This window comes from Nonomuraea sp. NPDC049400, from assembly GCF_044466425.1.
Taxonomy (GTDB): Bacteria; Actinomycetota; Actinomycetes; order Streptosporangiales; family Streptosporangiaceae; genus Nonomuraea.
The window spans coordinates 371,683-393,176 of the sequence record NZ_JBITMP010000005.1 but is presented as its reverse complement, the minus strand read 5'-3'; the positions used below and the strand labels follow the sequence as shown (position 1 = coordinate 393,176).

The following is a 21,494-nucleotide window of genomic DNA, read 5'->3' as shown; positions in this document are numbered from 1 at the left end:
CCGACGCTGGATGCAGGCAGAAACCGCCGCTCCCGCTGTGCAGGTGGACGACGCCGCGCACAGCGGGGTTTCGATCACAGAGTCACTTGCTGAAATCTGCGGCGTGGGTGGTGGCCCACTGGTCGAAGGTGCGGGGCGGCCGGCCGGTGATCTGTTCCACGGTGGGGTGGACGGTGGTCTCGTCGATGGTGTGGTCGCGGTAGAAGCTGAAGAACGCCTTCACGTACTCGATCGGCATGGTGGCGCTCATCTGCGTCCTGGCCTCCTCGTCCGCCAGCGCCTGGAAGCGCAGGTCCCGGCCGAGCGCCTGGCCGAGGATGCGTACCCGGTCGGCGGGCAGGAGCGCCTCAGGCCCGCTGAGTGAGTAGGCGCGGCCCTCGTGTCCTGGCTCCAGCAGTGCCTGGGCGGCCACGGCTGCGATGTCGGCCGGGTCGATGCTGGCGATCGGCACGTCGCCGAAGGCGTCACTCACGACATCGCTCGCCCGCAACTGGGGCAGCCAGCGCAGCGCGTTGGACATGAAGGCGGCCGGCCGGAGGAACGTCCAGGCCAGGCCGGACGCGCGCACCGCCGTCTCCGAGCGGATCATGTACTGCGAGACGACGTTGTGAGTGTCGGTGGCCACGGCGGCCTGGCTGGACAGCAGCACCACCCGCTCGACCCCGGCGCTCGCGAACGCGGCGGCCAGCCCGGGCATGTCGCGGTAGCCGGGCAGCAGGAACACTCCGCGCACGCCGTCGAGGGCGGCGGCGAGGGAGTCAGGCCGGTCGAGGTCGCCGACTGCCTGCTCGACCGGCAGGTCGGCGGGTTCGCGGACCAGCGCGCGCACGGGCTCTCCGGTGCGGGCGAGCGCGTGGACGACCGCGCCGCCGACGTTGCCGGTGGCTCCGGTGACGAGGATCATCGCAGCGTCCTTCCGAAGTGCGCGGCCACGGTGTCGGCCGACACCGTCACCTGTGGTTCCTGGTCGTAGAAGTCGAACTGGGTGCCCTGGGTCCAGAAGATGTCCTTGGGGCCGGCCAGTCCCGCGTGGAAACGGCGCGCGCCGTCGGGGATGGCGGCGTCCTCGCTGTGCACGATGACGGTCGGCTGGGTGATCTGCGGGGCCAGGGCGATGGAGTCGTAGGTGAGCCAGTCCGGCCAGGCCATCACGGCGAAGCGGTTGGGCCAGGCGGGGATGCCGCCGCGTGCGGGGTTGAGGTAGAAGTCGATGTCGTACGGCATGGCCGCGCGCTGATCGGTGGCGCTGACCACCGGCACGTAGTCGACTTCGCCGGTCTCGTCGTACCGTGACCGCGCCTCGCGCCCGATCTTGATCTTCTCGGCCACGGCCTCCGCGCCGCCGTAGGCGTCCTCGCAGATGGCGGCGTCGTGCAGCCATGGCGCCACCAGCGCCAGGGACTTCACCACGGGGTCGTGGGCGGCGTTGTCGGCCATGTACATCGCGGCCGCGCAGATGCCCAGAGCGCCCAGCCGGTCGGGGTCGACGGCCCGGTGGGTGGCCAGGAAGCCGACCGCGTTGTGGATGTCGCGGACCTTGCGTGCCGGGTTCTCCACGTCGCGCGGCTCGCCGCCCGACTCGCCGAAGCCGGTGAAGTCGAAGGACAGCGCCGCGTAGCCGTGCTCGGCCAGGCGCTGGGCGTAGCGGTCGGCCATCAGTTCCTTGACGCTGGTCCAGGTGCCGGCGACCACTACGCCAGGGGCCCGCTCCACCCCCTCGGGCAGGTACAGGTTGCCGGCGAGGGTGACGCCGTCGCTGTCGAAGGTGACCTTGTTCATGCGTACTCCAGGGTGGCTTTGGTGATCAATCCGTCGGTGATGTCGAAGTGGTAGTTGGCGCGGAAGCCGCCCGCGCCGCCGGGCTGGAAGCGAACCAGCATGGTGACCCCGCCCTGCCGTGGTGTGTGGTCGAGCAGCGTGTAGACGCCGCCGATGACCTCGGCCGCGGCCCACTGCCGGATGGCGTCCCGCCCGCGGATCTCGCGGCCGACGTCGACGACCAGGCCGTCGGGGGCGAAGGCGGCGGCGAGAGCGGCGGCGTCCTTGGCCGCCACCGCGTCCAGGTAGCGCTGCGCCGCCGTGTCCAGTGGCCCCCGCGAGGCGGCCGGCGAGGGCAGGGGCTGGACGGCGTCAGTGGCGACGGCGCGCAGGTGGTCGCTGCTGAGCACGGCCACCACCCCGCCGATGACCAGGACGGCGGCTGCCACTCCGACGATGGTGGGTGTTCTCATTGGGTGCCGTCGCTCCAGACCGTGGTCATCACGACGCCGGTGATGCGCCAGCCGTCACCGGTGCGGATCAGGTCGAAGCGGTAGGTGCCGCCGAGCGTCCACAGGGAGTCGTCGCTCTTGCGATGGGTGGCCTGGAAGGAGGCGGTGCAGACCGCGGTGTCGCCGTCGCAGGTGACCAGGTGGTTGCCGAGCAGGTGCTGGGTGGCCGCGTAGGCGCCGAGCGCGCCCTGCCAGCCGTCGATGATCTGGGTGGGGGTCAGGGTGACAGGCTCGCCGCCGTTGAGGCTCGTGTAGTCCAGGGTCACCGTGCCGGCGAACACCTCGGCCAGCTTGCTCCACTCGCGCTGGTCGGCGTGCCAGGCCATGCGGGTGCAGGTGTCGATGACGTCGAATCGATCCATGCGGCCCAGCATGTCCGCACCGGACGCGGGCGTGGGAGACGGAGAAGTTGCACGCCGGGCTGCAGAAACCTGCAGGAGACCTCACAACCAGCCGCGCTCCTTGGCCAGGAGCGCCGCCTGGAAGCGGGTGGCGGCGCCGAGGCGGGCCATCAGGTCGGCGATGTGGGCGCGGAACTTGCGGACCGAGATGTTGAGCGCGCGGGCTGCGGCCTCGTCGGTGTCGTGGTGGGTCAGTGCGTGCAGGACCTGCTGCTCGATCGGGGACAGGGGCAGATCATCCAGGTCTCGGGCGCGGGTCCACATGCCGTCGAAGAAGTCGGCGAGCATGGCCACCAGGCCGGGCTGGCGGATCTGCAGCGCACCGGCCGTCGGGCTGGCGGGGTCGGCCTGGACGAAGACGACCTGCCGGTTGACGACGGCCAGGTGGCGGATCGGCTCGGTGGTGACCCGGTGCAGGTCGCCCAGTACGTGCTGGTTGCGGGCGTGGGGCTCTTGGTCGGGGTCTTGCAGGGCGTGAGCGGAGAAAAGGGTACGGCTGCGCAATCCACGGGCCAGCAGCCGGATGAACGGCGTGTTGTCGTACTCGGTGGTGCTGTCGCGCGCGCGGATCTTCAGGTTGGCGAACTCTTCTGGATGGTCGGCCAGGAGAGCGCGGATGCGACGGGTGACGGTTGACCCGTCCGGCAGGTGCTCGACCAACTGGACGGGCCGGCCGCTGCGGTGTTCCTCGGTCAGTTCGGTGAGCACGTCCCAGGCCAGGCTGAGCTCGGACAGGTGACGCTGGGTCTGTTCGATGCGCCGCCGTACCAGCAGGTCGATCGCGACGGTGGGGGCGGCGGCGTTCAGCGTCTCGTCCACCAGGCCCAGGGCTCGCAATTCCGCGAGGGTCGGCAGCAGGGCGGGGTCGAGGGGCGCGCGCGGGTTGCGCAGCAGGTGGCGGTAGAGGCGTTCCTGCTCGGCAGCCAGCCCCAGGCTTGCCAGGCTTGTCATCGCTTCCTCTCTGTACTAGGTACACTGTATCTCGTACGGCATTGAGAGCCTGAAGGGTGTGTGATGCAGAATCTCCCGACGGTCGTCGCCCGGATGTGGGGACGGGAGCCCGTGTCGCGCCGCGGCCCTCGCCGCGGTCTGACCCTCCAGCGGATCGCCGACGCCGCGATCACGATCGCGGACGCGGAAGGTCTGGCCGGCGTGCGGATGAGCAGCGTGGCCGCCGGTCTCGGCGTCTCCACGATGGCGCTGTACGGCTACGTCACCAGCAAGGACGACCTGCTCACCGCGATGGTGGACGCGGCGGCACCGGAACCGCCGGAGCCGGGCGACCTCTCCTGGCGCGCGTACCTGTCCGCCTGGACCCGTGCCAACCGCGACTTCCTGGCGAGCCGCCCGTGGCTGCTGGAGGTCGCGCCGCTCACCCCGCCCGTCGGCCCGCGCACCTTGCGCTGGCTGGATCGGTCGCTGACCGTGCTGACCGGCGCCGGGCTGGCGGCGGCGGAGGCCGTCAACATCACCACCACCCTGTCCGCCTACGCCGTCAGTGCCGCCACCCTCGTCACCGCCATGAGTGGGACGGTCGACGAGGCGGGACCCGAGGGACTGGCCGGCTACACCGCGATGCTCACCCAGCTGGTCGACCCGAACGGCTACCCGGGGCTGGCGGCGGCGCTCGAGTCCGGCGCGTTCGGCGTGGCGCCGGAGTGGGTGGAGGACGCCGACTTCACCTTCGGCCTCACCCTGCTCCTCGACGGCATCGAGGCACTCGTCGCTCGACGGAAGGAAGCATGATCGAGATCAGGGGTGCCGGTGACCTGGGCGAGAGCTGCCGCAGGGCGATCACCAAGATCTGCCTCCACGGCTCCGGGCCGACCGCCCGCGTGCCGCTGGTGGCCGGATTCGGATATCGGCCGCCAACAAGATCGCCGATGACGACCCTCGGCTCAGCCGGCGGGCCATCCTTACGCGGAGGCGGCACGTCCGCGCGGACGCTTACGGGACTTGGGCTTGCCGGTGTGGTCCGTGCGTTCCAGCCACCATTCCGCGATCAGCAGGTTGACGACCCAGCTGAGCCATACGCCTGCGGAACCGATCGCCTCGATCATCGCCTGCTGGTCGCCACCGTAGGCGCTGTCGAGCCGCGGAAGCTGGACGGCGAGCAGCACCCCGGCCCACAGCCGGCTGGCCACGATGGACGTGGTCAGCGCGAAGCTGCGGATCATCCACCTGCGGTGCTCGGGGAACCGGCGCTGCCGAGCCATCCGCCACCCCGCGAGCCCGGTGATCAGCCACACCACGCCCAGCATGGTGTTCCCAGTGTTCCCTCCGAAACCCGTGTGGCCGAACGGGGCGACCCCGAGAACGGCGATGCCGGCGGGGAACACACCGAGGAAGAAGTACGCCCGCCCCATCCAGCGGTGCGCCCTGGGGTGAGAGCGGCGGAACCACGGCCACACCTGGAAGCACCCTGTCAGGAGGGCCACCGTGCCGAAGATGATGTGCGCCACGAGCAGGGGGTAGAAAAATGGCGGTGAATCGGACAGCTCAACCCGTGATTGCGCCGGGTCGAAGGTGAGGTACGGCGGCACCGAGTACACCGCGAACGCGAGCATCACAATGAACAGTGGAATGATCCAGCCGAGCTGGCGTCGACGCCGTGACCGCGGCGCCGGGTGCGGCGTCCCCGTCCCGTCCTCGCCGGGCACCGGACCCGATCCCATCAACGTCGTGGCCACAACAGGCCTCCTCACAGAAGTCGCGGCAGGCTCGCACCGCCCGCCCGTTGCGGCCAGCCTCGCGGGGGACACGAATCCGGAGCCAGAGTCGAACCGACTGCAGTCACCCGGGACACCTCCGGCGGAGACGCGGAACCCGCCCGCGATGCACGGCCGGCACCGGGAACGAGAGACCATCGCCCGGCTGCTCGCTGACGCGCGAGGCGGACGCAGCGGGGCGCTGGTCCTGCGCGGCGAAGCGGGTATCGGCAAGAGTGCGCTGCTGCGCCATGCCGCCAAGAGCGCGGAGACCTCCGAGCCCATGCATGTGCTCGCGTGCGCCGGCGTCGAGTCCGAGGTCGAACACGCGTTCAGCGGGCTGCTCGGACTGTTGCGGCCGGTGCTCCATCACCTTGGCGCGCTGCCCGGCGCGCAGGCCGAGGCGCTGCGCGGCGCGCTGGGCCTCACTGACTCCGCGGCCCCGGACTTCTCGGTCCCGGACTTCCTGGTCTCGGCGGCGGTGCTCACGCTGCTCGCGGCGGTGGCGGCGGACCGCGCTCTGTTGGTCATCGTCGACGACGTGCAGTGGCTGGACCACGCCTCCGCGGCCGCCCTGCTGTTCGCCGCTCGCCGGCTGGCAGGCGAGCCTCTCGCGATGCTGCTCGCCGTACGTGAACCCGAGCAGCTGCCGGTCAACACGGCCGGACTGACCGAACTCGTGCTGCACGGGCTGCCCCCGGAAGATGCCGCGCTGCTGCTCGAGGAGCACGGCTGGACGCTGCCTGTCCGCCAGCGCGACGCCCTCTTCACGGCCACCGGCGGCAATCCGCTCGCCCTGATCGAACTGGCCCGGCTCGACGAACCCGATCGCGCCATGCCCGACCTCGCCATGACGGGAACCCTGCCCGTGAGCACCAGAGTGCGCGCGGCGTTCCTGCGCCAGGTTGACGCGCTGTCGGCGGACGGTCGTGCGGCACTGCTGGTGGCCGCCGCCGAGGAGACCGGGGACGCCGGCACCGTTCTCGGGGCCGTCGCCCGGCTGGGCCTGCCGGCCGACGCTTTCGGCCCGGCCGAGCGGGCGGGACTGGTGCAACTCAACGGGATCAAGATACGCTTCCGGCACCCGCTGATCCGCTCCGCCGTTTACGCGGACGCGCCTTTCGACCACCGCCGCGCCGCGCATCTGGCCATCGCCGCCCACCTGACCGCGACCGGACGGGACGACCAGGCGATCTGGCACCGCGCCGTGGCCACGACCGCACCGGACGAGAAGATCGCCGCCGCGCTGGAGCGCAGCGCCGACGCCGCCCGGCGGCGCGGCGGCGCGGCGGCGGCGATCTCCGTCCTGCGGCATGCCGCGCGGCTCAGCGAGTCGCCCGCCGACCGCCGCCAGAGGACGGTGACCGCCGCCTTCGTGGCACTGGACGCGGGCCGGCCAGGCCTGGCCAGGACGCTCGTCGATCAAGTCATGGCCGAGCCCGTGCCCGCCGTGACCCTGGCCCAGCTCAACGGGATCATCGAGTTGTACGGCGGGGACCCCGCGATCGCCTACTCACACCTGATGCGGTGCGCCGAGCTCATGGCGTCCACCGAGCCCGAGGAGGCCGCCTGGACCCTCCTGCTCGCGGCCGGAGCGGCGTTGCACGCCGGCGACATGGAAGCGTCGCTGCTGGCGACCCGGCGCATCACCGATCTCGACTGCTCACCGGCGACGCTCCGCGCCGCCGAAGGCATCCTCGGCGGCTTCGAGGGCGTCATCACCGGGGCCGAGCTGTGGGAACTGCCAGGCACCATGCCTCGGGGCCGAGGCGGGGGTGATGAGCGGCAGTGGATGTGGGCGACCGTGATCGGCTGGATGGGGCCGGACGGCCACCAGGCCCTCCGGCTCGTCGAAGCCACTGGCCGCCGGGTCCGCACCGAGGGCTCTGCCGCGCTGCTGACCGAGGTGCTGTTCTATCATGCCGACATCGAGTTCCGGCTCGGGCGCTGGGCAGAGGGGACCGCGCATGCCGAGGAAGGTCTCCGCTTCAGCTACGAGACCGGCCAGCGGGGCTGGACGGCCAACTTCCTCGCCCAGTCGGCGCGGTTCGCCGCCGTGCGCGGCGAGGCCGCGGCCTGCCGCAGGTATGCCCGGCAGGCACTGGAGATCGCCTTCCCGCTGCGCGAGCGCGTCGCCGCTGCGACGGCGACCGGCGCGCTGGGGCTGCTGGCACTGGGGGAAGGGGCGTCGGCGGAGGCGCTCGCAGAGTTGATGCGCCTGTTCGAACGGGGTTCACCTCAATCCAATGACTTCGTCGCTCTCGCGATGCTCCCCGACCTGGTCGAGGCCGCCGTGCACGCCGGGGACCCGGAGCCGGCCCGGCGGATCGTCGAGGCCGTGGAATCTCAGAGTGCCGGTGTCCGCGGACCGGTGGCCCTGAGCAGGATGCATCTCTCCCACGCGATGCTCTCGGACGACGCCCACGCCGAGTGGCACTACCGGAGCGCGCTGGCGAGCAGTGGCCTCGATCAGCGCCTCTTCGACCGAGCCCGGATCGAACTCCTGTACGGCGAGTGGCTGCACCGCAACCACCGCAGGACCGAGGCCCGGACGACGCTCAGGGCTGCGAGCGAGACCTTCGAGGCGCTCGGGGCGGAGCCTTGGGCACGGCGTGCCCTCGCCCGGTTCCGTGCGGCCGGTGGCGCCCGGCCCCGCGCGGGCCGGGCGGTCGCCGCCCTGCTCAGCCCGCAGGAACTGGAAGTGTCCAGGCTCGCCGCGAAAGGGCTGAGCAACCGCGAGATCGGTGACCGGATGCACCTCAGCCCGCGGACGGTGGGCTCGCACCTGTACCGGGCGTTCCCCAAACTCGGGATCTCCACGCGCGCCGAACTCCGCGACCTCGACCTCGATTGACGAAGGCATGCCCACTCGTACGGGATCTGTGAACGCTCGATGGGCGACCACTCCCAGCGGAGAAGGCGTCGACCACCTCGTGCCGCGCACCCGCAGCGGCGCGTCCATCGCCGCCGCGACGGCCCCGGCTCTTCACGGTGTAGGGGGTATCGCCGCCGATGTCGAAGCGGAGCCGAATCCCCCAGGCCAGGCAGTGTGAGCCGGCAATCCCCGCCTTAAGACAGGGGAGCAGTCAACTGGATCGGTCAGCCCGCGCGAGTGACCTGGCTGGATGTGCGGCAACGACCATGACGATGACGGAGGTCAGGGCGATGCCTGCGCCGACGTAGAGCGGCGCGGCATAGCCGAGGCCCGCGGTGATGGCCAGGCCCCCGAGCCAGGCCCCAAGGGCGTTGCCGATGTTGGACGCGGACACGTTGGCGCTGGCGGCCAGCGCCGCCCCATGGGCGAAGTCGGTGACGCGAGTGATCATGCCCGGCACGCTGGCAAACCCGAACAGCCCCATCAGAAACACCAGTATCACCGACGCGGTGGCGTTGCCGGCCAGCAGGCCGAACAAGGCGAGGGTGATGGTGAGTCCGAGCAGGGCGAAGACCAGGGCGCGGTCACGGTCACGGTCGGCCGCTCGCCCGCCGATCAGGTTCCCGACGACCAGACCGACGCCGTACACCATCAGCAACCAGGCGACATCCGCTGAGGAGAAGCCGCTGACCTCGGTGAAGGTGTAGGCGATGTAGCTGAACGCACCGAACATCCCGCCATAGCCGAGCGCGGTGGCCGTCAGAGTCAGCCAGACCTGCCAAGACCGGAACGCACGGAACTGCTCACGCAAGCCGCTGGGCGGTACCGGATCGGAACGGCCCGTCACTGTCGGCGGCCGCGTCTCTCCCGCCCAGCCGGGGACGAGAGCGACGATTCCCACCAGCGCGAGCACGCCGATTCCGGTGACTGCCCAGAAGGCCGCCCTCCAGCCCCAGTGTTCACCGACCAGCGCGCCGAACGGCACGCCCAGCACGTTGGCAACCGTCAGCCCGGCGAACATGATCGCCACCGCGCGGGACTTCTTCTCCGGCGCGACGAGGCTGCGAGCGACCAGCGAGCCGATGCCGAAGAACGAACCGTGACACAACGCCGCGACGATCCGCCCGAGCAGCATCACCGGATAGTTCGGTGCGAGAGCGGACAACAGGTTGCCGATGACGAACAACGCCACCAGGCCGACCAGGATCCCCTTACGGGGCAGCCGCGCCGTCGCCGCGGTCAGCGCGATCGCGCCGATCGCGACGCTCAACGCGTACCCGGAGATCAGCCAGCCCGCTGCCGCCTCGGACACCGCTAAACTCGACGCCACCTGCGGCAGCAGCCCGGCGATCAAAAACTCGGTCAGACCGATGCCGAAACCGCCGAGTGCCAGCGCGACAAGTCCACTCGGCATCCGTCGCTCTCCAATCGAGTCACGGGGTACGGCACTTCCCGCCGCGGCGTGTGGTCGCCCGGATACCGCACCGCACGCGGTGTGGCCCGATGCCGGACCGCGCGGAACCGAGGCCCCACTATGCCACCAAGAGTGCGAGGAGTTCGTACGGGTGTGCGCCGCCTTGTGCTGCCGGCGCGCACCACGTTTCCCGTGCGACCCCGGTGCAGCGGCCCCTGGTGGCGGGCTCCCTCTCAGCGTCGGCCGGCCCACGCCCTGCGGAACTATCGGCCCCAGCCGGAAAGCCGTAAGACGAGCGGCCCCGACATCACCCACTCAGGTTCAGCAGCGGGAGCCTGGCCTCGGGCCCGCACACCAGGTAGAGGCTTCTGGAAGAGACCGTGTCCGGCGTGACCCCGAGGGTTGTTCAGAGCTGTCCACTGCTGTGACGCTTGGACAGCAGGTCTGGGCTTCCTGGGCGATGTCGGCCGGCTGTACGGGTGCCGCGGCCGACTACATCACCGCCGAACTGCCGCTCTGAGCGAAGCCTCCACCGCCCCTTGATCTCGTCACGACCGGTGCCCGGCCGAGCGTCAGTGTCATCGCCCTGCGGGCGCTGCAGCATGTCGTACGTGTGCAGCCGGGCGAAGACCTGTTCGTCGTCGGGGTCAGCGGCGGGGCCGAGCGGTGGTCACGGCAGCCTGGAATCGTTCGGCGGCAGGCCGCAATGGCCAGCCTTCACCCACGACACAGCGGGGCCAGGCACAGACGCCCGAGTTCGGTCAGCGGCGCGTCACGGTGGGGCCGAGGGCCTTTCTGGTTGGCGTGCAGATATCACAATCCACACCGAACCGAAGGCCCTCACCCATTCACAAGATCATCGAGCTTGTCTCGCCCATACCAACAGCTAGACGGGCATGCTGTACGTGACTCTGAAACGGTCACCCGGGATGACGATGTCGCTCGTTTCGACGGGGCGGTCGCCGGCCCAGTGGGTGCGTTCGACGTGCAGCACGTGGACGCCGGCCGCCAGATCAAGGGCATCACTCTCCGCCGGGCGGGGAACGCGGGTGTGCACGCTCTCGACGACCTCGGTGACCTTTACGCCGTGTGCGTACATCCTCGCCACCAGGCTCCGCCGCTCCTCCTCCGAATGGGGGGCGAACTCCAGTGGCTCGTACGAGGTGGCGAGCTGCAGCGGTCTGCCCTCGCCACGAAAGATGAAGTGCGTCTTGGTCAGCGTGGTCGACTCGCTGAGGCGCAGGCGCCTGGCGATGTCGGGTCCTGCTTCCGTCGGCTCGCTATGCCAGTCCCACGTCACGCGTCTGCCCTGAGACTGCAGATCGGCCGCGAACGGGGCAGGATGATCGAGAAAGCGCCATCGGTAGAGCGATGTCAGGTCGGGGCGTTCTCTGACGTAATGACCCGAGCCCACGCGGCCGATGATGAGGCCTTCGCCCGCGAGCACGCGTAGCGCGTGCCGGGCTGCGGTCTCGCCGACCTGGTACTTACGAGTCAGCTGCGCCCGCGATGGGATCGGCGCGCCGGGGGGAAGGGCGCCGTCGGTGATCTGCCGCCGAATGTCTTCGACGACACGCAGGTAGACCGGATCTGAGGTGGCCACTAGTCCATCCCTGGGGGTTCGTGTGAGGCGTTGCCCCATGTTGCCGTATTCGGCAGGTAACCGACCGTCATCGATGGGCGTTGGAGCCCCAACTTTGCGATGGCGGAAAATTATCGGCGAAACCCTGTAACACCGGTGTAAGGGGTGCCGATTCTCCGATAGAGGTCGTCGATGTGTGTACCCCCGAGCACATATCGGCGACCTCTTCCAATGTGGGCGGTTTGGGGCTGCGGTGGTACGCGCGCTGCCTGTGTGGCCTGGTCGGATGGCGGTTCTTGATCGGGTACGGCGAGCCCTGCGAAGCAATCGCCCGGCCTCGACACCTCTGGCTCGCCGAGATGCCGCCGCCCGCCCGGGCCCGCTGTCGGGCCGCGCCCCTCGTCTGCTCTCTGTCCCACTCGCGGGCGGTGGCGCGTGGCGCGTCGCGCCCGCTGACCGCTCGCGCTCGCTGTCGGTCCTCGCTCCTTGTCCGGCCGGGCCCGCTATCCTCTCTGGCCCGCTGCCCGTTCTGGCCGGCTGCCCGTTCTGGCCCGCTGGTGCGTTGTCCGCTTGGGCTCGCTGTCGGGTCGGGCTGCCATTGCCCGACTACCCGACCCGAGTCTGGTCGGCAGAGGGCCGCGCGCCAGTGGTCCCCCGATACGGCCGCAGAGTGGCCGTACTCCGGAGAGCCACTTTCTCCTAAGTTGTGGCATCGACCACACATCGGGACAGCTACCTGAGTCGCCGAGCCACACCACACCCCACCGGTGCTCATTCAGGCGCAACGAGCAAGAGGAAACTTCATTGATCGACATCGGCAAGCTCCTTCCCTCCGACCGAGACGCTTGGGAGGGCTTGTTCCGCGCGTACATCGACTTCTACCAGCGAGTCGAGCCGGACGAGATGTACCACCGCGCATGGCAGGAGTTCCTAGCGGGCACTCGCGTCCACGCCTTCGGCGCGAAGCTGGACGGCAAACTCGTTGGCATCACCCACTTCTTCGCCCACGCGAACACCTCGGCTCCCGACACCGACGTGTGCTACCTCCAGGACCTGTTCACCGCTCCCGAGGCCCGAGGTAGAGGCGTGGCCCGCGCATTGATCGAGGCCGTGACCGACTGGGCCCGTGAACGCGGCTGCTCCCGCGTGTACTGGAACACGCACGAGTCCAACACCACGGCACGCAGCTTGTACGACAAAGTGGCCGAGAATCGAGGCTTCATCCGATACCAGATCGAACTGCCGCAGTAGGAACTTCTCGCCAACGTCCGCGGGATATGCGGCATCTCGTGTGCGTTGGCAGGTCCGCCCTTCGAAGTCCCGCCGAGCGCAGTGGCTACGGCGCCCACATAGGTGTGGCCGGCAGCCGCAGCGGCTTCGATGCCCGCGTCCGGCGTCCACGGCGGCGAGGTGGGATGCGCCGGTTGTGATGCTTTGCACAGTGTCTGCGACGGCAGGCGGAGGGGGCGACCAGACAAAATGCCCACGTCGGCCTGACAGGTGCAGCACAGTGGAGGGCTGCTTCCGATGCTCGCCGGGGTTCCGGCGGTGGAAGCTGGGCGTTGGCGTCCGCTGTGGCTGGCCGGGTGCTGCGGGACGAGCGGCTCTTTTGGCCGGGAATCCGTTGGGTATGGGCTTGATCTGTACGAAACCCTCCGCGGCGTCGGTAGGTTTGTGGGTGAGAGGGGTGCCGTCTTGAGGGAAGTCTCCGAGACGCCCGTGAAATGGGGCAAAAGGTGCCTCCAGGCAGGCAAAGCGGGGTGGCGGCGTCCAAGGAATTTCTGAATCCAGGTAGCGTTCGCACTATGGCATCGCCAACTGGAACCACAGACGCGCCCTTCGGCCGCATGCTGACCGCGATGGTCACGCCGTTCACCCCCGACGGCGGGGTCGATTATGTGGCTGTGCGACGTCTTGCCACCTATCTGGTGGACGAGCAGCACAACGACGGCTTGATCGTCAATGGGACGACTGGTGAGTCGCCTACCACCACGGATGAGGAGAAGCAGCGTATCGTCAGCACCGTCCTCGATACGGTCGGCGATCGGGCGACCGTGGTGGCAGGGGCGGGCACCAACGACACCCGCCACAGTGTCGAGCTCGCCAAGCAGGCGGCACGTGCCGGCGCGCACGGCCTGCTGGTGGTGACGCCTTATTACAACAAGCCTCCGCAAGAGGGGCTGTACCAGCACTTCACCGCTGTTGCCGATGCGACCGGCCTTCCGGTGATGCTGTACGACATTCCGGGGCGCAGTGGCTTGCCGATCAAGACTGAGACTCTGATCCGGCTGGCGCAGCACGAACGCATCGTGGCCGTAAAGGACGCGAAGGGCGATCTGTTCGCCGCCAGCCAGGTGATGGGTGCGACCGATCTCGCCTTCTACTCCGGCGACGACCTGCTCAATCTCGCCTGGCTCTCCCTCGGTGCAGCCGGGTTCGTCAGCGTCGTCGGACACGTGGTAGGCGCCGAGCTGGCGCGCATGATCCATCTGCACAAGAACGGCGACGTCGCCCAGGCCCTGGCCGTTCACAGCCAGGTGGCCCCCGTGGTAGACGGGATCATGCTGCGCGCGGGTGGCGCGATCATGGCGAAGGCGGCGCTGAGCATGGTGGGCGTCCCGGCAGGGCCGGTACGGCTGCCGCTCGTGGACGCGACAGAGAAGCAAATCGCCGAGCTGCGTGCTTGCCTGGTAGCCGGCGGGGTGAAGTTGACAGACGCATAGGAACGGGGAGGAACCGGGAGTTTTGAGAACACGATCTGACCATGGGGGCCAGGCATGAGTCATCCGCATCCTGAGCTTGGCCCCCCGCCGGCGCTGCCCGAGGGCGGCTTGCGCATCGTCGCGCTCGGCGGGTTGGGGGAGATCGGCAGGAACATGGCCGTCTTCGAATACGACGGTCGCCTGCTGGTGGTCGACTGCGGGGTGTTGTTCCCCGAGCCCGATCAGCCAGGCGTCGACCTCATCCTGCCCGACTTCGAATACATCAGGGACCGGCTCGACGACGTCGAAGCCGTGGTGTTGACGCACGCGCACGAAGACCACATCGGGGCGGTGCCGTACCTGCTGCGCGAGCGGCGCGATATCCCGCTCATCGGGTCCAAGCTCACGCTTGCGCTGATTGAGGCCAAGCTCACCGAGCACAGGATCCAGCCAACCAAAATCGAGGTCGTCGAGGGCGAACGGCACACCTTCGGGCCGTTCGACTGCGAGTTCCTCGCGGTCAACCACTCGATTCCCGACGCGCTGGCCGTCGCCATCAGGACGCCTGCGGGCATAGTCCTGCACACCGGCGACTTCCGCATGGACCAGCTGCCGAGCGACGGCCGTCTCACCGACCTGGGCGGCTTCGCCAGGCTCGGCACCGAGGGTGTCGACCTGCTCATGTCCGACTCGACCAACGCCGAGGTGCCAGGATTCGTCACCAGCGAGCGCGAGATCGGGCCGGTCATCGATGAAGTGATCCGCACCTCCGAGCAGCGGGTCATCGTCGCGAGCTTCGCCTCGCACGTACACCGCATCCAGCAGGTGATGGACGCTGCCGCCAAGCACGGTCGCAAGGTCGCGCTGGTCGGCCGTTCGATGGTGCGCAACATGGGCGTGGCCCGCGACCTGGGGTATCTCAAGGTGCCGCCAGAGCTGATCGTCGACTCGCGCGACATCGAGGCGTGGCCACCGGAGGACGTGGTGCTGATCTGCACCGGCTCCCAGGGCGAGCCCATGGCGGCGCTGTCCAGGATGGCCAACCGCGATCACCCGATCCGCATCGCCGAAGGCGACACCGTGCTCCTGGCCTCGTCGCTGGTGCCAGGGAACGAGACTGCGGTCAACAAGGTGATCAACGGGCTGACCAGGTGGGGCGCCCGCGTCGTACACAAGGGCAACGCCAAGGTGCACGTCTCCGGCCACGCTGCCGCCGGCGAGCTCCTGTACGTGCTGAACCTGACCCGCCCGTCGAACTTCATGCCCGTACACGGCGAATGGCGCCACCTGCGCGCACACGCCAAGCTGGCCGCTCTCACCGGCGTGCCCGAGGACCACATCGTGATCGCCGAGGACGGGGTCGTGGTGGACCTGGTCGACGGCCGGGCGAAGATCGTCGGTGCGGTTCACGCCGGGTACGTCTACGTCGACGGCTCGTCCGTCGGCGAGATCACCGACACCTCGTTGAAGGACCGCAGGATCCTCGGCGACGAGGGGTTCATCTCCGTGGTCGTCGTGGTCGACTCCAACACGGGCAAGCTGACCGCGGGCCCCGAGATCCATGCGCGTGGTTCCGGCATTGATCCCCTCCAGTTCGAGGAGTTCATCCCGCAGATCGAGCGTGCCCTCGAGGAGAAGGCCGCGGAGGGGGTGGTTGACATGCAGGAGATCCGCCGGGTGGTCCGCCGCACGGTGGGGCGCTGGGTCAGCGACACCTACCGTCGCCGACCCATGATCATCCCCGTGGTGCTCGAGGTCTGAGTCTCCGGGTGGTACGGCAGGACGACGTCTCGCCTGCCGTACCCCTGGGGGGCGCAGCCGTGCGCCGCCCACCCGACCGGCCAGCTGTTTCTCCGGTCGGGTGCCGGCGGGGTGAGCGATTTGGTGTTCTCGACCTGTGCGCGGGTGTTGGCCAGTGGCTCACTTGTTGTCCTCGGCCTTGTGAGTGGGGGCTGGCATGGGGGCAGTTGGTGTCGTCGGCCTGTTGGGCGGGCGTCAATGGGTCGGGGTGACATGGATCTCTCAGGCGTCCCTTCGGCGTACCAGCCAGCCTGCGGCCGCCAGGGGAAGTGCCGCGTAGGCGATGAGGACCACGATGGCCACTGCGGGCGGCAAGAGGTAGCCAAATACCGACGTGGTGATGATGTCGCCGGTGATTTCGCGGGGAAGTGCGCCAATCATCAGCGAGCCGAGACGATCACTCCATGGCTCCGGGATGTTGCCGATGATCATGGGGATCACGTACACGAGACCGACCATGATGGCGGTCGCTGCGGCGGTGGAGCGCAAGAGCGCCCCCAGACCCAGGCCGAGTAGTGCGAACGTGGGCACGGTGAAGCTGAGGGTGGTCAGGAGCGGCAGCTTGTCCAGGAAGGCACTGGAGTACGCGCCGGAGAAGCGATCTCCGAGAATCCATCGGGTGACGAAGTAGGTGCCGAAAACCGTCACCGAGCCGACGAACAGGCCCAATGTGCCCACGACCGTGGATTTGGCGGCCAGTATGGGCCACCGGCGGGGGACGATGGCCAAGCTCGTCCTGATCAAGCCGGTCACGTATTCGGAGGTGATGGCGAGCGTGCCCAGAATGCCCATGCACAGCTGAGGCACGATCACGACCACTTCCTCCAGGTCCGCGATCCGGGCGCTTGGCCGTTTGGCAGCTGGAGCGCTGTCGTACATGTGAGCGGCCATTACGGCGAGTGCGAGCCCCAGGAGGACCGCGCCGAGGCTGAGGCCGAGGATCAGATATGTCGAGCGGACAGAGCGGACCTTAAGCCATTCCGAGGAGAGAACGCTCATGGTCGCGTCCGTTCGGAGCAGAGATCGCGAATGTGGGTACTCGTTGCGGGGATGGGGATGTTCATGCGGATGTCCGTTCGTGTAGCGGAACGATGCTCGAGGTTCCGCCCGTTCCCATGGGCTGGGCTGCGCTGGCGTTGGCGCGCCGCCGGGGCCGCGCATTCGTTCCTTCGATGAGGGATGGGGACCCTCGCGTGGATGTCCGTTCCAGTGACGCCAGGGTCACGCCGGGGTCAGTGACGCCGGGGCCACTGATGCCGGGGTCAGTGATGCCGAGGTCAGTGACGCCGGGGCCACTGATGCCGGGGTCAGCGACGCTAGGGCCACAGGTGCCGGGTCAGCGGTGCCAGGGTCAGCAGTGCTGGGTCAGCGGCGCCGGGTTCTGTGGCGTTAGGGTCTGTGGCGCCGTCGAATTTCGGCCATCGGTGGCAGGCGGCGAGGCTTGTGAGCGCTCATGCGTCTCTTCGGCTGAGCTGATAGTGGCCGATGGCGAGGGCGATGAGCGGGTAAGCGCCGAGTATGGCGACTGCGGCCCAGGGAGGCAGGAAGCCGTCACCCAGGCGCGAGGAGAGGCGCTGCCCCGCCATTTGGGGGACGAGGTTCGGCAGAAGTAGCGTGGCCACGCGGGTGTTCCAGGGCGGAGGCAGGTAATTGACCACGCCCGGGAGTACGAACAGCAGCGCCACGACCGAGACGATCGCTCCTGCCGTTGAGCGGAGGGCGGTGCCGAGGCCGAGACCCACCAGTGCCAGTGCGGTCACCGAAAGGCCGGAGGCGAGCAGCGTCACGAGGTCGTCGGTGAACGAAGTGTCGTTGAAGCCCAGCTCGTGACCGTTTGCTATCAGGCGGCTCGTCGAATAGGTGACCAGAAGGATCGTGTTGGCGGCTATGAACGTGGTCAGGCCGACGATCCCGGCCTTCGCCAAGAGTAATGTGCCCCGTTTCGGGATGGCGGTCAGGCTGGTGCGGATCGACCCCGTGGCGTACTCCGAAGTGATCGTGAGCACGCCGAGCACCGCCAGGCTGATCTGGATGAGCGGGAGGAAGCCCTGCTCAGGGGCCGCAGCACGTAGTGACCCCCGCTCGTCGGCCAGGCCGCTCACATAGAAGGTCCACGCCACACCGAGAAGCACCGTCAGGGTCGCCGTTCCCAGCGTGTGATAGGTGGAGGTTACAGACCGTAGCTTCAGCCATTCGGAGGAGATGACTGCCTTCATCGGACGGCTCCGTACTGCACGCTGTCAGCGGTCATGGCCATGTAGGCGTCTTCGAGTGAGGGGTAGCGCGCGGTCAGCTCTCTGACGGTGGCTTCGGCGATCAGCTTGCCGCGGCCGACGATGACGATGCGCTCGGCCGTGAGGGCCATCTCGCTCATCAGGTGGCTGGAGAGCAGGACCGTCCGGCCTTCTGCGGCCAGCGAACGCATGAGGTCGCGGATCCAGCGAACGCCGTCGGGGTCCAGGCCGTTCACCGGCTCGTCGAACATCAGCACGCCTGGATCGCCGAGCAGCGCCGAGGCGATGCCCAGCCGCTGTTTCATGCCGAGCGAGAACCCGCCCACCCGCTTGCGCGCCACCCCTGCCAGCCCGACTTGCTCGAGCACCTCCGCCACCCGCATGGGGCCGATGTCGTTGGTGCGGGCCAGGGAGAGCAGGTGGTTGTAGGCGCTGCGGCCGCCGTGGACGGCGCTTGCGTCGAGGAGCGCGCCCACCTCGTGCATCGGCTTGCTGAGCGAGGTGTAGCGGCGGCCGTTGACCAGCGCTTGGCCCGAGGTCGGGGCATCGAGGCCGAGGATCAGGCGCATGGTGGTGGATTTGCCGGCGCCGTTGGGGCCGAGGAAGCCGGTCACGTGGCCCGGCTCGACCTTGAACGACAGATCGTCCACGGCGAGCGTGTCGCCGTAGCGCTTCGTGAGGTGCTGGAGCTCGATCATGGCGTAAAGGATGCTGGACGGCGGGGTGCCGGCGCGTCGGACCACGGTTCGAATCTCAAGGTCAGACCCTGGGTTGACGTGCGGGTGCCGCTGAAGCGGCTACGGTTCGACGCGTGGACGACACGCATCCCTTCTTCGCCCGGCGGCTGAGCCGTCGTCAGCTCGTCATGCTCGATCTGGCGGCGGGGATGTGCTTCGCGTTCATATCATTCACGGCGTCGGTGAACGCCACCGCTCTGCCGCCCTGGATGAGGATCGCCATCCCTCTCGGGCTGGGGCTGCCACTGGCCCTGCGAAGGCTGTGGCCCCTGCCCGTCTTCTGCTTCACGCTGGTGCTCGGTGTCCTTGCCGCACTGGTCGACGCTGTGGCGTTCGCCTACCTCGCGCCCGCGTACGCGCTCTATATCGTCGCCTTCTCGAACAGGCGCGGCGTCGCGGTCCCGACCTCGGCCATCGGAGCGTTGAGTCTGGTCACGGTCTTCGCCCTCGCTGTAGCAGGGGTGCCGAGGGGCAGCGCGCCGGGATGGATGGTACATCTCGACGTTCCGCTCTTGGGCATCGCGGCGCTGGGCGGCGCATGGACAGTAGGCCGAGCGGTGCACGAGCGGAGGCTCTACGCGGCCCGTGACGCCGAGCGGCTGGCGGCGCAGGCGGTAGCGGAGGAGCGGTTACGGATCGCTCGCGAATTGCACGACGTGGTGACGCACAGCGTCGGCTTGATCGCGGTGAAAGCCGGGGTGGCCAATCACGTGCTGGCGACCAGGCCAGACGAGGCGCATGACGCGCTGCGCGTGATCGAGACAGCGAGCAGGAGCACGCTGGTCGAAATGCGCCATCTGCTCGGTGTGCTGAGGTCCACGTCCGAGCCCGACCTCGTACCCGCACCCGGTCTGGCGGGGATCGACGGGTTGGTTGAGCAGGCTCGGCTGGCGGGCGTCGAGGTCGACCTCGAAGTGCGGATCGAGGCCGGCGGAGAAGGCCGAGAGAGGGACGTCGGGGAGCGAGGACGGCTGCCTGAAGGTGTGGAGTTGTCGGTTTATCGCATCGTGCAGGAAGCGCTCACCAACGTGGCCAAACATGCCGCGCCTGCCCGTTGCCGGGTCTCCGTGGTCGCTGATGGCAAGAATGTACGGATCGAGGTGGTGGATGACGGGCCTGGAAGGCGTACGTTGCCGTCCGTGGGCACCGGGAACGGCCTGATTGGGATGCGCGAGCGGGCAGCGATGTACGGCGGGGTGTTCGAAGCCGGGAGGCTTCCTGGGCGAGGGTTTCGGGTGTTCGTCCGGCTGCCTTATGAGGAGGTCTCGTGATCCGAGTGGTTATTGCCGACGATCAGGCGCTGCTCAGGGGGAGCTTCAGAGTGCTGGTCGACTCGGAGCCTGATCTGACTGTGGTGGGGGAGGCGGCCACCGGTGCGGAGGCCGTTTCGGTGGCATTGGAGGAGCGGGCGGATGTGGTGCTTATGGACGTAAGGATGCCGGAAATGGATGGGATTGAGGCTACGCGGAGGATTAAGGATGTTTCGCGGGTTCTTGTTGTGACAATGTTTGATCTTGATGCTTATGTTTATGATGCGCTTCGGGCTGGGGCTAGCGGGTTCTTGTTGAAGGATACGCCGCCGGCGGATTTGCTTGCCGCTATTCGGGTGGTGGCGGGTGGGGAGGCATTGCTGGCTCCTACGGTTACGCGCAGGCTGATTGAGGAGTTTACGCGCACGCCTGTCCTGCCTCGGGTGAAGGGTTTGGAGGGCGTTACGGAGCGGGAGCGAGAGGTGTTGATGCTGATCGCGCGAGGGTTGTCCAATGGGCAGATCGCAGAGCATCTGCAGGTGAGCTTGGCTACAGTGAAGACTCATATCACGCGGTTGTTGGCCAAGTTGGAGGCTCGGGATCGGGCGCAGCTTGTTATTGCGGCTTATGAGAGTGGATTGGTTTCTGCTGCAGGCTGATTAATGCGGAATTGCCGACACCTGCAGTTTAATGGTGTCGGTGTCGGTGTTATCTGAGTTCTGGCGTGGGGCTGGAATTAGGTTTGGGTGTCTAATTTTGTTGAATGGATTTCCGGATTGTCGGGACCGTTGGCAGGTGGTAGCTGTTGATGTGATTTTGCCGCTGTGGTGCTGTGTTTGTGGGTTGCTGAATTGCCATTAGCCGAGCTGTTCAGCTTGTCATTGCTAGCCACTCGAGGTGTGCGCTGCCGAAGGGTTCCTTCCTGTGGCCTACCGCGTCCATCAGCCAATGGGCGGTGGCTTCCGCTTTGGTGATCAGTTCGGGTGTGTAGCCAAGGAGGGCTTGATGTTCGGCGAACTCGTCTTCGTCGTCGAGGATGAGGCGTCCGTCCCGCATTCTGATGACGTCGAGGTCGAGATCCAGCATCGTCACCTCGCCATCTCTCCACTCCGGGACGGTGGTGACGTCGACATAGATTTCGCTTCGGTGTGGTGGTGAGTTGAAGGAAGCTGTCCACCAGGCGTCGCGGGGGAAGAGCATGATCGCGGTGGCCTCCCATGTGATGGGTGGGCCGTCGCCCTTGCGGGCGACTGTTCCGCCGGGCACGTCCACCCAAACTCCGTGCTCGTCCTCACCCAGCAGCCGGCCGGGGTGGTTCCAGTGCAATGCTCCGCCGTACTTTCGGTACACGATTCGCACATCGGTCACATGTGGAAACTTATCCGTGCTTGAGAGCTCTCACGCGAAGCGGGGGCGATGGCGGCTTGGCCGACGGCAGGGTGCTCAGGTCGGCCGCCGGGGCCCGCCGCCGCATCTGTTCTGGTCACCATGGCCGCCACCTGGCCGATGCCGGAGGTGCCG

The 21,494-nt window shown here is 68.2% G+C and carries 18 protein-coding genes and 1 pseudogene; 7 read left to right on the top strand and 12 right to left on the bottom strand.

What is annotated here, in order from left to right:
- Nucleotides 1-82: 82 nt before the first annotated feature.
- The 5 genes from ACIBVN_RS09915 to ACIBVN_RS09895 all read right to left on the bottom strand — a co-directional run bounded on the left by ACIBVN_RS09915 (nt 83) and on the right by ACIBVN_RS09895 (nt 3,622).
- A complete protein-coding gene (locus ACIBVN_RS09915) occupies nt 83-904 on the bottom strand; it encodes an NmrA family NAD(P)-binding protein (protein WP_397134585.1) in 822 nt (273 codons plus the stop codon).
- Nucleotides 901-1,779, bottom strand: a complete 879-nt coding sequence (locus tag ACIBVN_RS09910) for an alpha/beta hydrolase (protein ID WP_397134583.1) — start codon at nt 1,777-1,779, stop codon at nt 901-903. Before ACIBVN_RS09910 ends, ACIBVN_RS09915 begins: the two co-directional genes overlap by 4 nt.
- Nucleotides 1,776-2,231 (bottom strand): nuclear transport factor 2 family protein, encoded by a 456-nt coding sequence (locus tag ACIBVN_RS09905; protein WP_397134581.1) that lies wholly within the window; start codon nt 2,229-2,231, stop codon nt 1,776-1,778. Before ACIBVN_RS09905 ends, ACIBVN_RS09910 begins: the two co-directional genes overlap by 4 nt.
- Nucleotides 2,228-2,632 carry a nuclear transport factor 2 family protein gene (locus tag ACIBVN_RS09900; RefSeq protein ID WP_397134579.1) on the bottom strand — a complete coding sequence of 135 codons (405 nt, stop codon included), beginning with the start codon at nt 2,630-2,632 and terminating at the stop codon, nt 2,228-2,230. Before ACIBVN_RS09900 ends, ACIBVN_RS09905 begins: the two co-directional genes overlap by 4 nt.
- 81 nt (nt 2,633-2,713) lie before the next feature.
- Nucleotides 2,714-3,622 (bottom strand): LuxR C-terminal-related transcriptional regulator, encoded by a 909-nt coding sequence (locus tag ACIBVN_RS09895; protein WP_397134578.1) that lies wholly within the window; start codon nt 3,620-3,622, stop codon nt 2,714-2,716.
- A gap of 63 nt (nt 3,623-3,685) precedes the next feature.
- Here ACIBVN_RS09895 and ACIBVN_RS09890 point away from each other — a divergent pair, with 63 nt between their 5' ends.
- Nucleotides 3,686-4,417, top strand: coding sequence for a TetR/AcrR family transcriptional regulator C-terminal domain-containing protein (locus ACIBVN_RS09890; protein WP_397134576.1), 732 nt, complete (start codon nt 3,686-3,688; stop codon nt 4,415-4,417).
- A gap of 170 nt (nt 4,418-4,587) precedes the next feature.
- Here the strand turns inward: ACIBVN_RS09890 and ACIBVN_RS09885 are convergent, their stop codons facing one another.
- Nucleotides 4,588-5,361 carry a DUF2306 domain-containing protein gene (locus ACIBVN_RS09885; protein WP_397134575.1) on the bottom strand — a complete coding sequence of 258 codons (774 nt, stop codon included), beginning with the start codon at nt 5,359-5,361 and terminating at the stop codon, nt 4,588-4,590.
- Nucleotides 5,362-5,506: 145 nt separating this feature from the next.
- On the opposite strand from ACIBVN_RS09885, the gene ACIBVN_RS09880 reads away from it, so the two are divergent.
- Nucleotides 5,507-8,233, top strand: coding sequence for an AAA family ATPase (locus ACIBVN_RS09880; protein ID WP_397134573.1), 2,727 nt, complete (start codon nt 5,507-5,509; stop codon nt 8,231-8,233).
- Between the two features lie 232 nt (nt 8,234-8,465).
- Here the strand turns inward: ACIBVN_RS09880 and ACIBVN_RS09875 are convergent, their stop codons facing one another.
- Complete coding sequence (locus tag ACIBVN_RS09875) at nt 8,466-9,668, bottom strand: MFS transporter (RefSeq protein WP_397134572.1); 1,203 nt, start codon at nt 9,666-9,668, stop codon at nt 8,466-8,468.
- Nucleotides 9,669-10,554: 886 nt separating this feature from the next.
- Nucleotides 10,555-11,271, bottom strand: a complete 717-nt coding sequence (locus tag ACIBVN_RS09870) for a GntR family transcriptional regulator (protein ID WP_397134570.1) — start codon at nt 11,269-11,271, stop codon at nt 10,555-10,557.
- Nucleotides 11,272-12,054: 783 nt separating this feature from the next.
- Between ACIBVN_RS09870 and ACIBVN_RS09865 the strand changes: the two genes are divergently transcribed.
- From ACIBVN_RS09865 to ACIBVN_RS09855, 3 genes are all read left to right on the top strand, one after another.
- Nucleotides 12,055-12,501: a GNAT family N-acetyltransferase gene (locus tag ACIBVN_RS09865; RefSeq protein WP_397134568.1), complete on the top strand. Its 447-nt coding sequence runs from the start codon at nt 12,055-12,057 to the stop codon at nt 12,499-12,501.
- Between the two features lie 554 nt (nt 12,502-13,055).
- Complete coding sequence (gene dapA / locus ACIBVN_RS09860; protein ID WP_397134566.1) at nt 13,056-13,973, top strand: 4-hydroxy-tetrahydrodipicolinate synthase; 918 nt, start codon at nt 13,056-13,058, stop codon at nt 13,971-13,973.
- A 54-nt stretch (nt 13,974-14,027) separates the two neighbouring features.
- Nucleotides 14,028-15,713, top strand: coding sequence for a ribonuclease J (locus ACIBVN_RS09855; RefSeq protein WP_397134564.1), 1,686 nt, complete (start codon nt 14,028-14,030; stop codon nt 15,711-15,713).
- Between the two features lie 261 nt (nt 15,714-15,974).
- Here the strand turns inward: ACIBVN_RS09855 and ACIBVN_RS09850 are convergent, their stop codons facing one another.
- From ACIBVN_RS09850 to ACIBVN_RS09840, 3 genes and pseudogenes are all read right to left on the bottom strand, one after another.
- The gene (locus ACIBVN_RS09850) at nt 15,975-16,751 is read right to left on the bottom strand and encodes an ABC transporter permease subunit (protein WP_397134562.1); all 777 of its coding nucleotides are present in this window, start codon (nt 16,749-16,751) and stop codon (nt 15,975-15,977) included.
- 452 nt (nt 16,752-17,203) lie between these two features.
- A complete protein-coding gene (locus ACIBVN_RS09845; protein WP_397134560.1) occupies nt 17,204-17,968 on the bottom strand; it encodes an ABC transporter permease subunit in 765 nt (254 codons plus the stop codon).
- Nucleotides 17,969-18,030: 62 nt separating this feature from the next.
- A pseudogene (locus ACIBVN_RS09840) lies at nt 18,031-18,684 on the bottom strand (ABC transporter ATP-binding protein); the annotation flags it as partial.
- Between the two features lie 113 nt (nt 18,685-18,797).
- Here ACIBVN_RS09840 and ACIBVN_RS09835 point away from each other — a divergent pair.
- A complete protein-coding gene (locus ACIBVN_RS09835) occupies nt 18,798-19,994 on the top strand; it encodes a sensor histidine kinase (RefSeq protein WP_397134558.1) in 1,197 nt (398 codons plus the stop codon).
- Nucleotides 19,991-20,632 carry a response regulator gene (locus tag ACIBVN_RS09830; protein WP_397134556.1) on the top strand — a complete coding sequence of 214 codons (642 nt, stop codon included), beginning with the start codon at nt 19,991-19,993 and terminating at the stop codon, nt 20,630-20,632. Before ACIBVN_RS09835 ends, ACIBVN_RS09830 begins: the two co-directional genes overlap by 4 nt.
- Before the next feature lie 211 nt (nt 20,633-20,843).
- Here ACIBVN_RS09830 and ACIBVN_RS09825 read toward each other — a convergent pair whose 3' ends face one another.
- Nucleotides 20,844-21,341, bottom strand: coding sequence for a DUF402 domain-containing protein (locus ACIBVN_RS09825; protein WP_397134554.1), 498 nt, complete (start codon nt 21,339-21,341; stop codon nt 20,844-20,846).
- Between the last annotated feature and the right edge of the window lie 153 nt (nt 21,342-21,494).

Coding starts and splice junctions, on each gene's coding strand:
- ACIBVN_RS09915 (WP_397134585.1), bottom strand. CDS start 904: ATGATCCTCGTCACCGGAGCCACCGGCAACGTCGGCGGCGCGGTCGTC.
- ACIBVN_RS09910 (WP_397134583.1), bottom strand. CDS start 1,779: ATGAACAAGGTCACCTTCGACAGCGACGGCGTCACCCTCGCCGGCAAC.
- ACIBVN_RS09905 (WP_397134581.1), bottom strand. CDS start 2,231: ATGAGAACACCCACCATCGTCGGAGTGGCAGCCGCCGTCCTGGTCATC.
- ACIBVN_RS09900 (WP_397134579.1), bottom strand. CDS start 2,632: ATGGATCGATTCGACGTCATCGACACCTGCACCCGCATGGCCTGGCAC.
- ACIBVN_RS09895 (WP_397134578.1), bottom strand. CDS start 3,622: ATGACAAGCCTGGCAAGCCTGGGGCTGGCTGCCGAGCAGGAACGCCTC.
- ACIBVN_RS09890 (WP_397134576.1), top strand. CDS start 3,686: ATGCAGAATCTCCCGACGGTCGTCGCCCGGATGTGGGGACGGGAGCCC.
- ACIBVN_RS09880 (WP_397134573.1), top strand. CDS start 5,507: ATGCACGGCCGGCACCGGGAACGAGAGACCATCGCCCGGCTGCTCGCT.
- ACIBVN_RS09875 (WP_397134572.1), bottom strand. CDS start 9,668: ATGCCGAGTGGACTTGTCGCGCTGGCACTCGGCGGTTTCGGCATCGGT.
- dapA (WP_397134566.1), top strand. CDS start 13,056: ATGGCATCGCCAACTGGAACCACAGACGCGCCCTTCGGCCGCATGCTG.
- ACIBVN_RS09855 (WP_397134564.1), top strand. CDS start 14,028: ATGAGTCATCCGCATCCTGAGCTTGGCCCCCCGCCGGCGCTGCCCGAG.
- ACIBVN_RS09850 (WP_397134562.1), bottom strand. CDS start 16,751: ATGAGCGTTCTCTCCTCGGAATGGCTTAAGGTCCGCTCTGTCCGCTCG.
- ACIBVN_RS09845 (WP_397134560.1), bottom strand. CDS start 17,968: ATGAAGGCAGTCATCTCCTCCGAATGGCTGAAGCTACGGTCTGTAACC.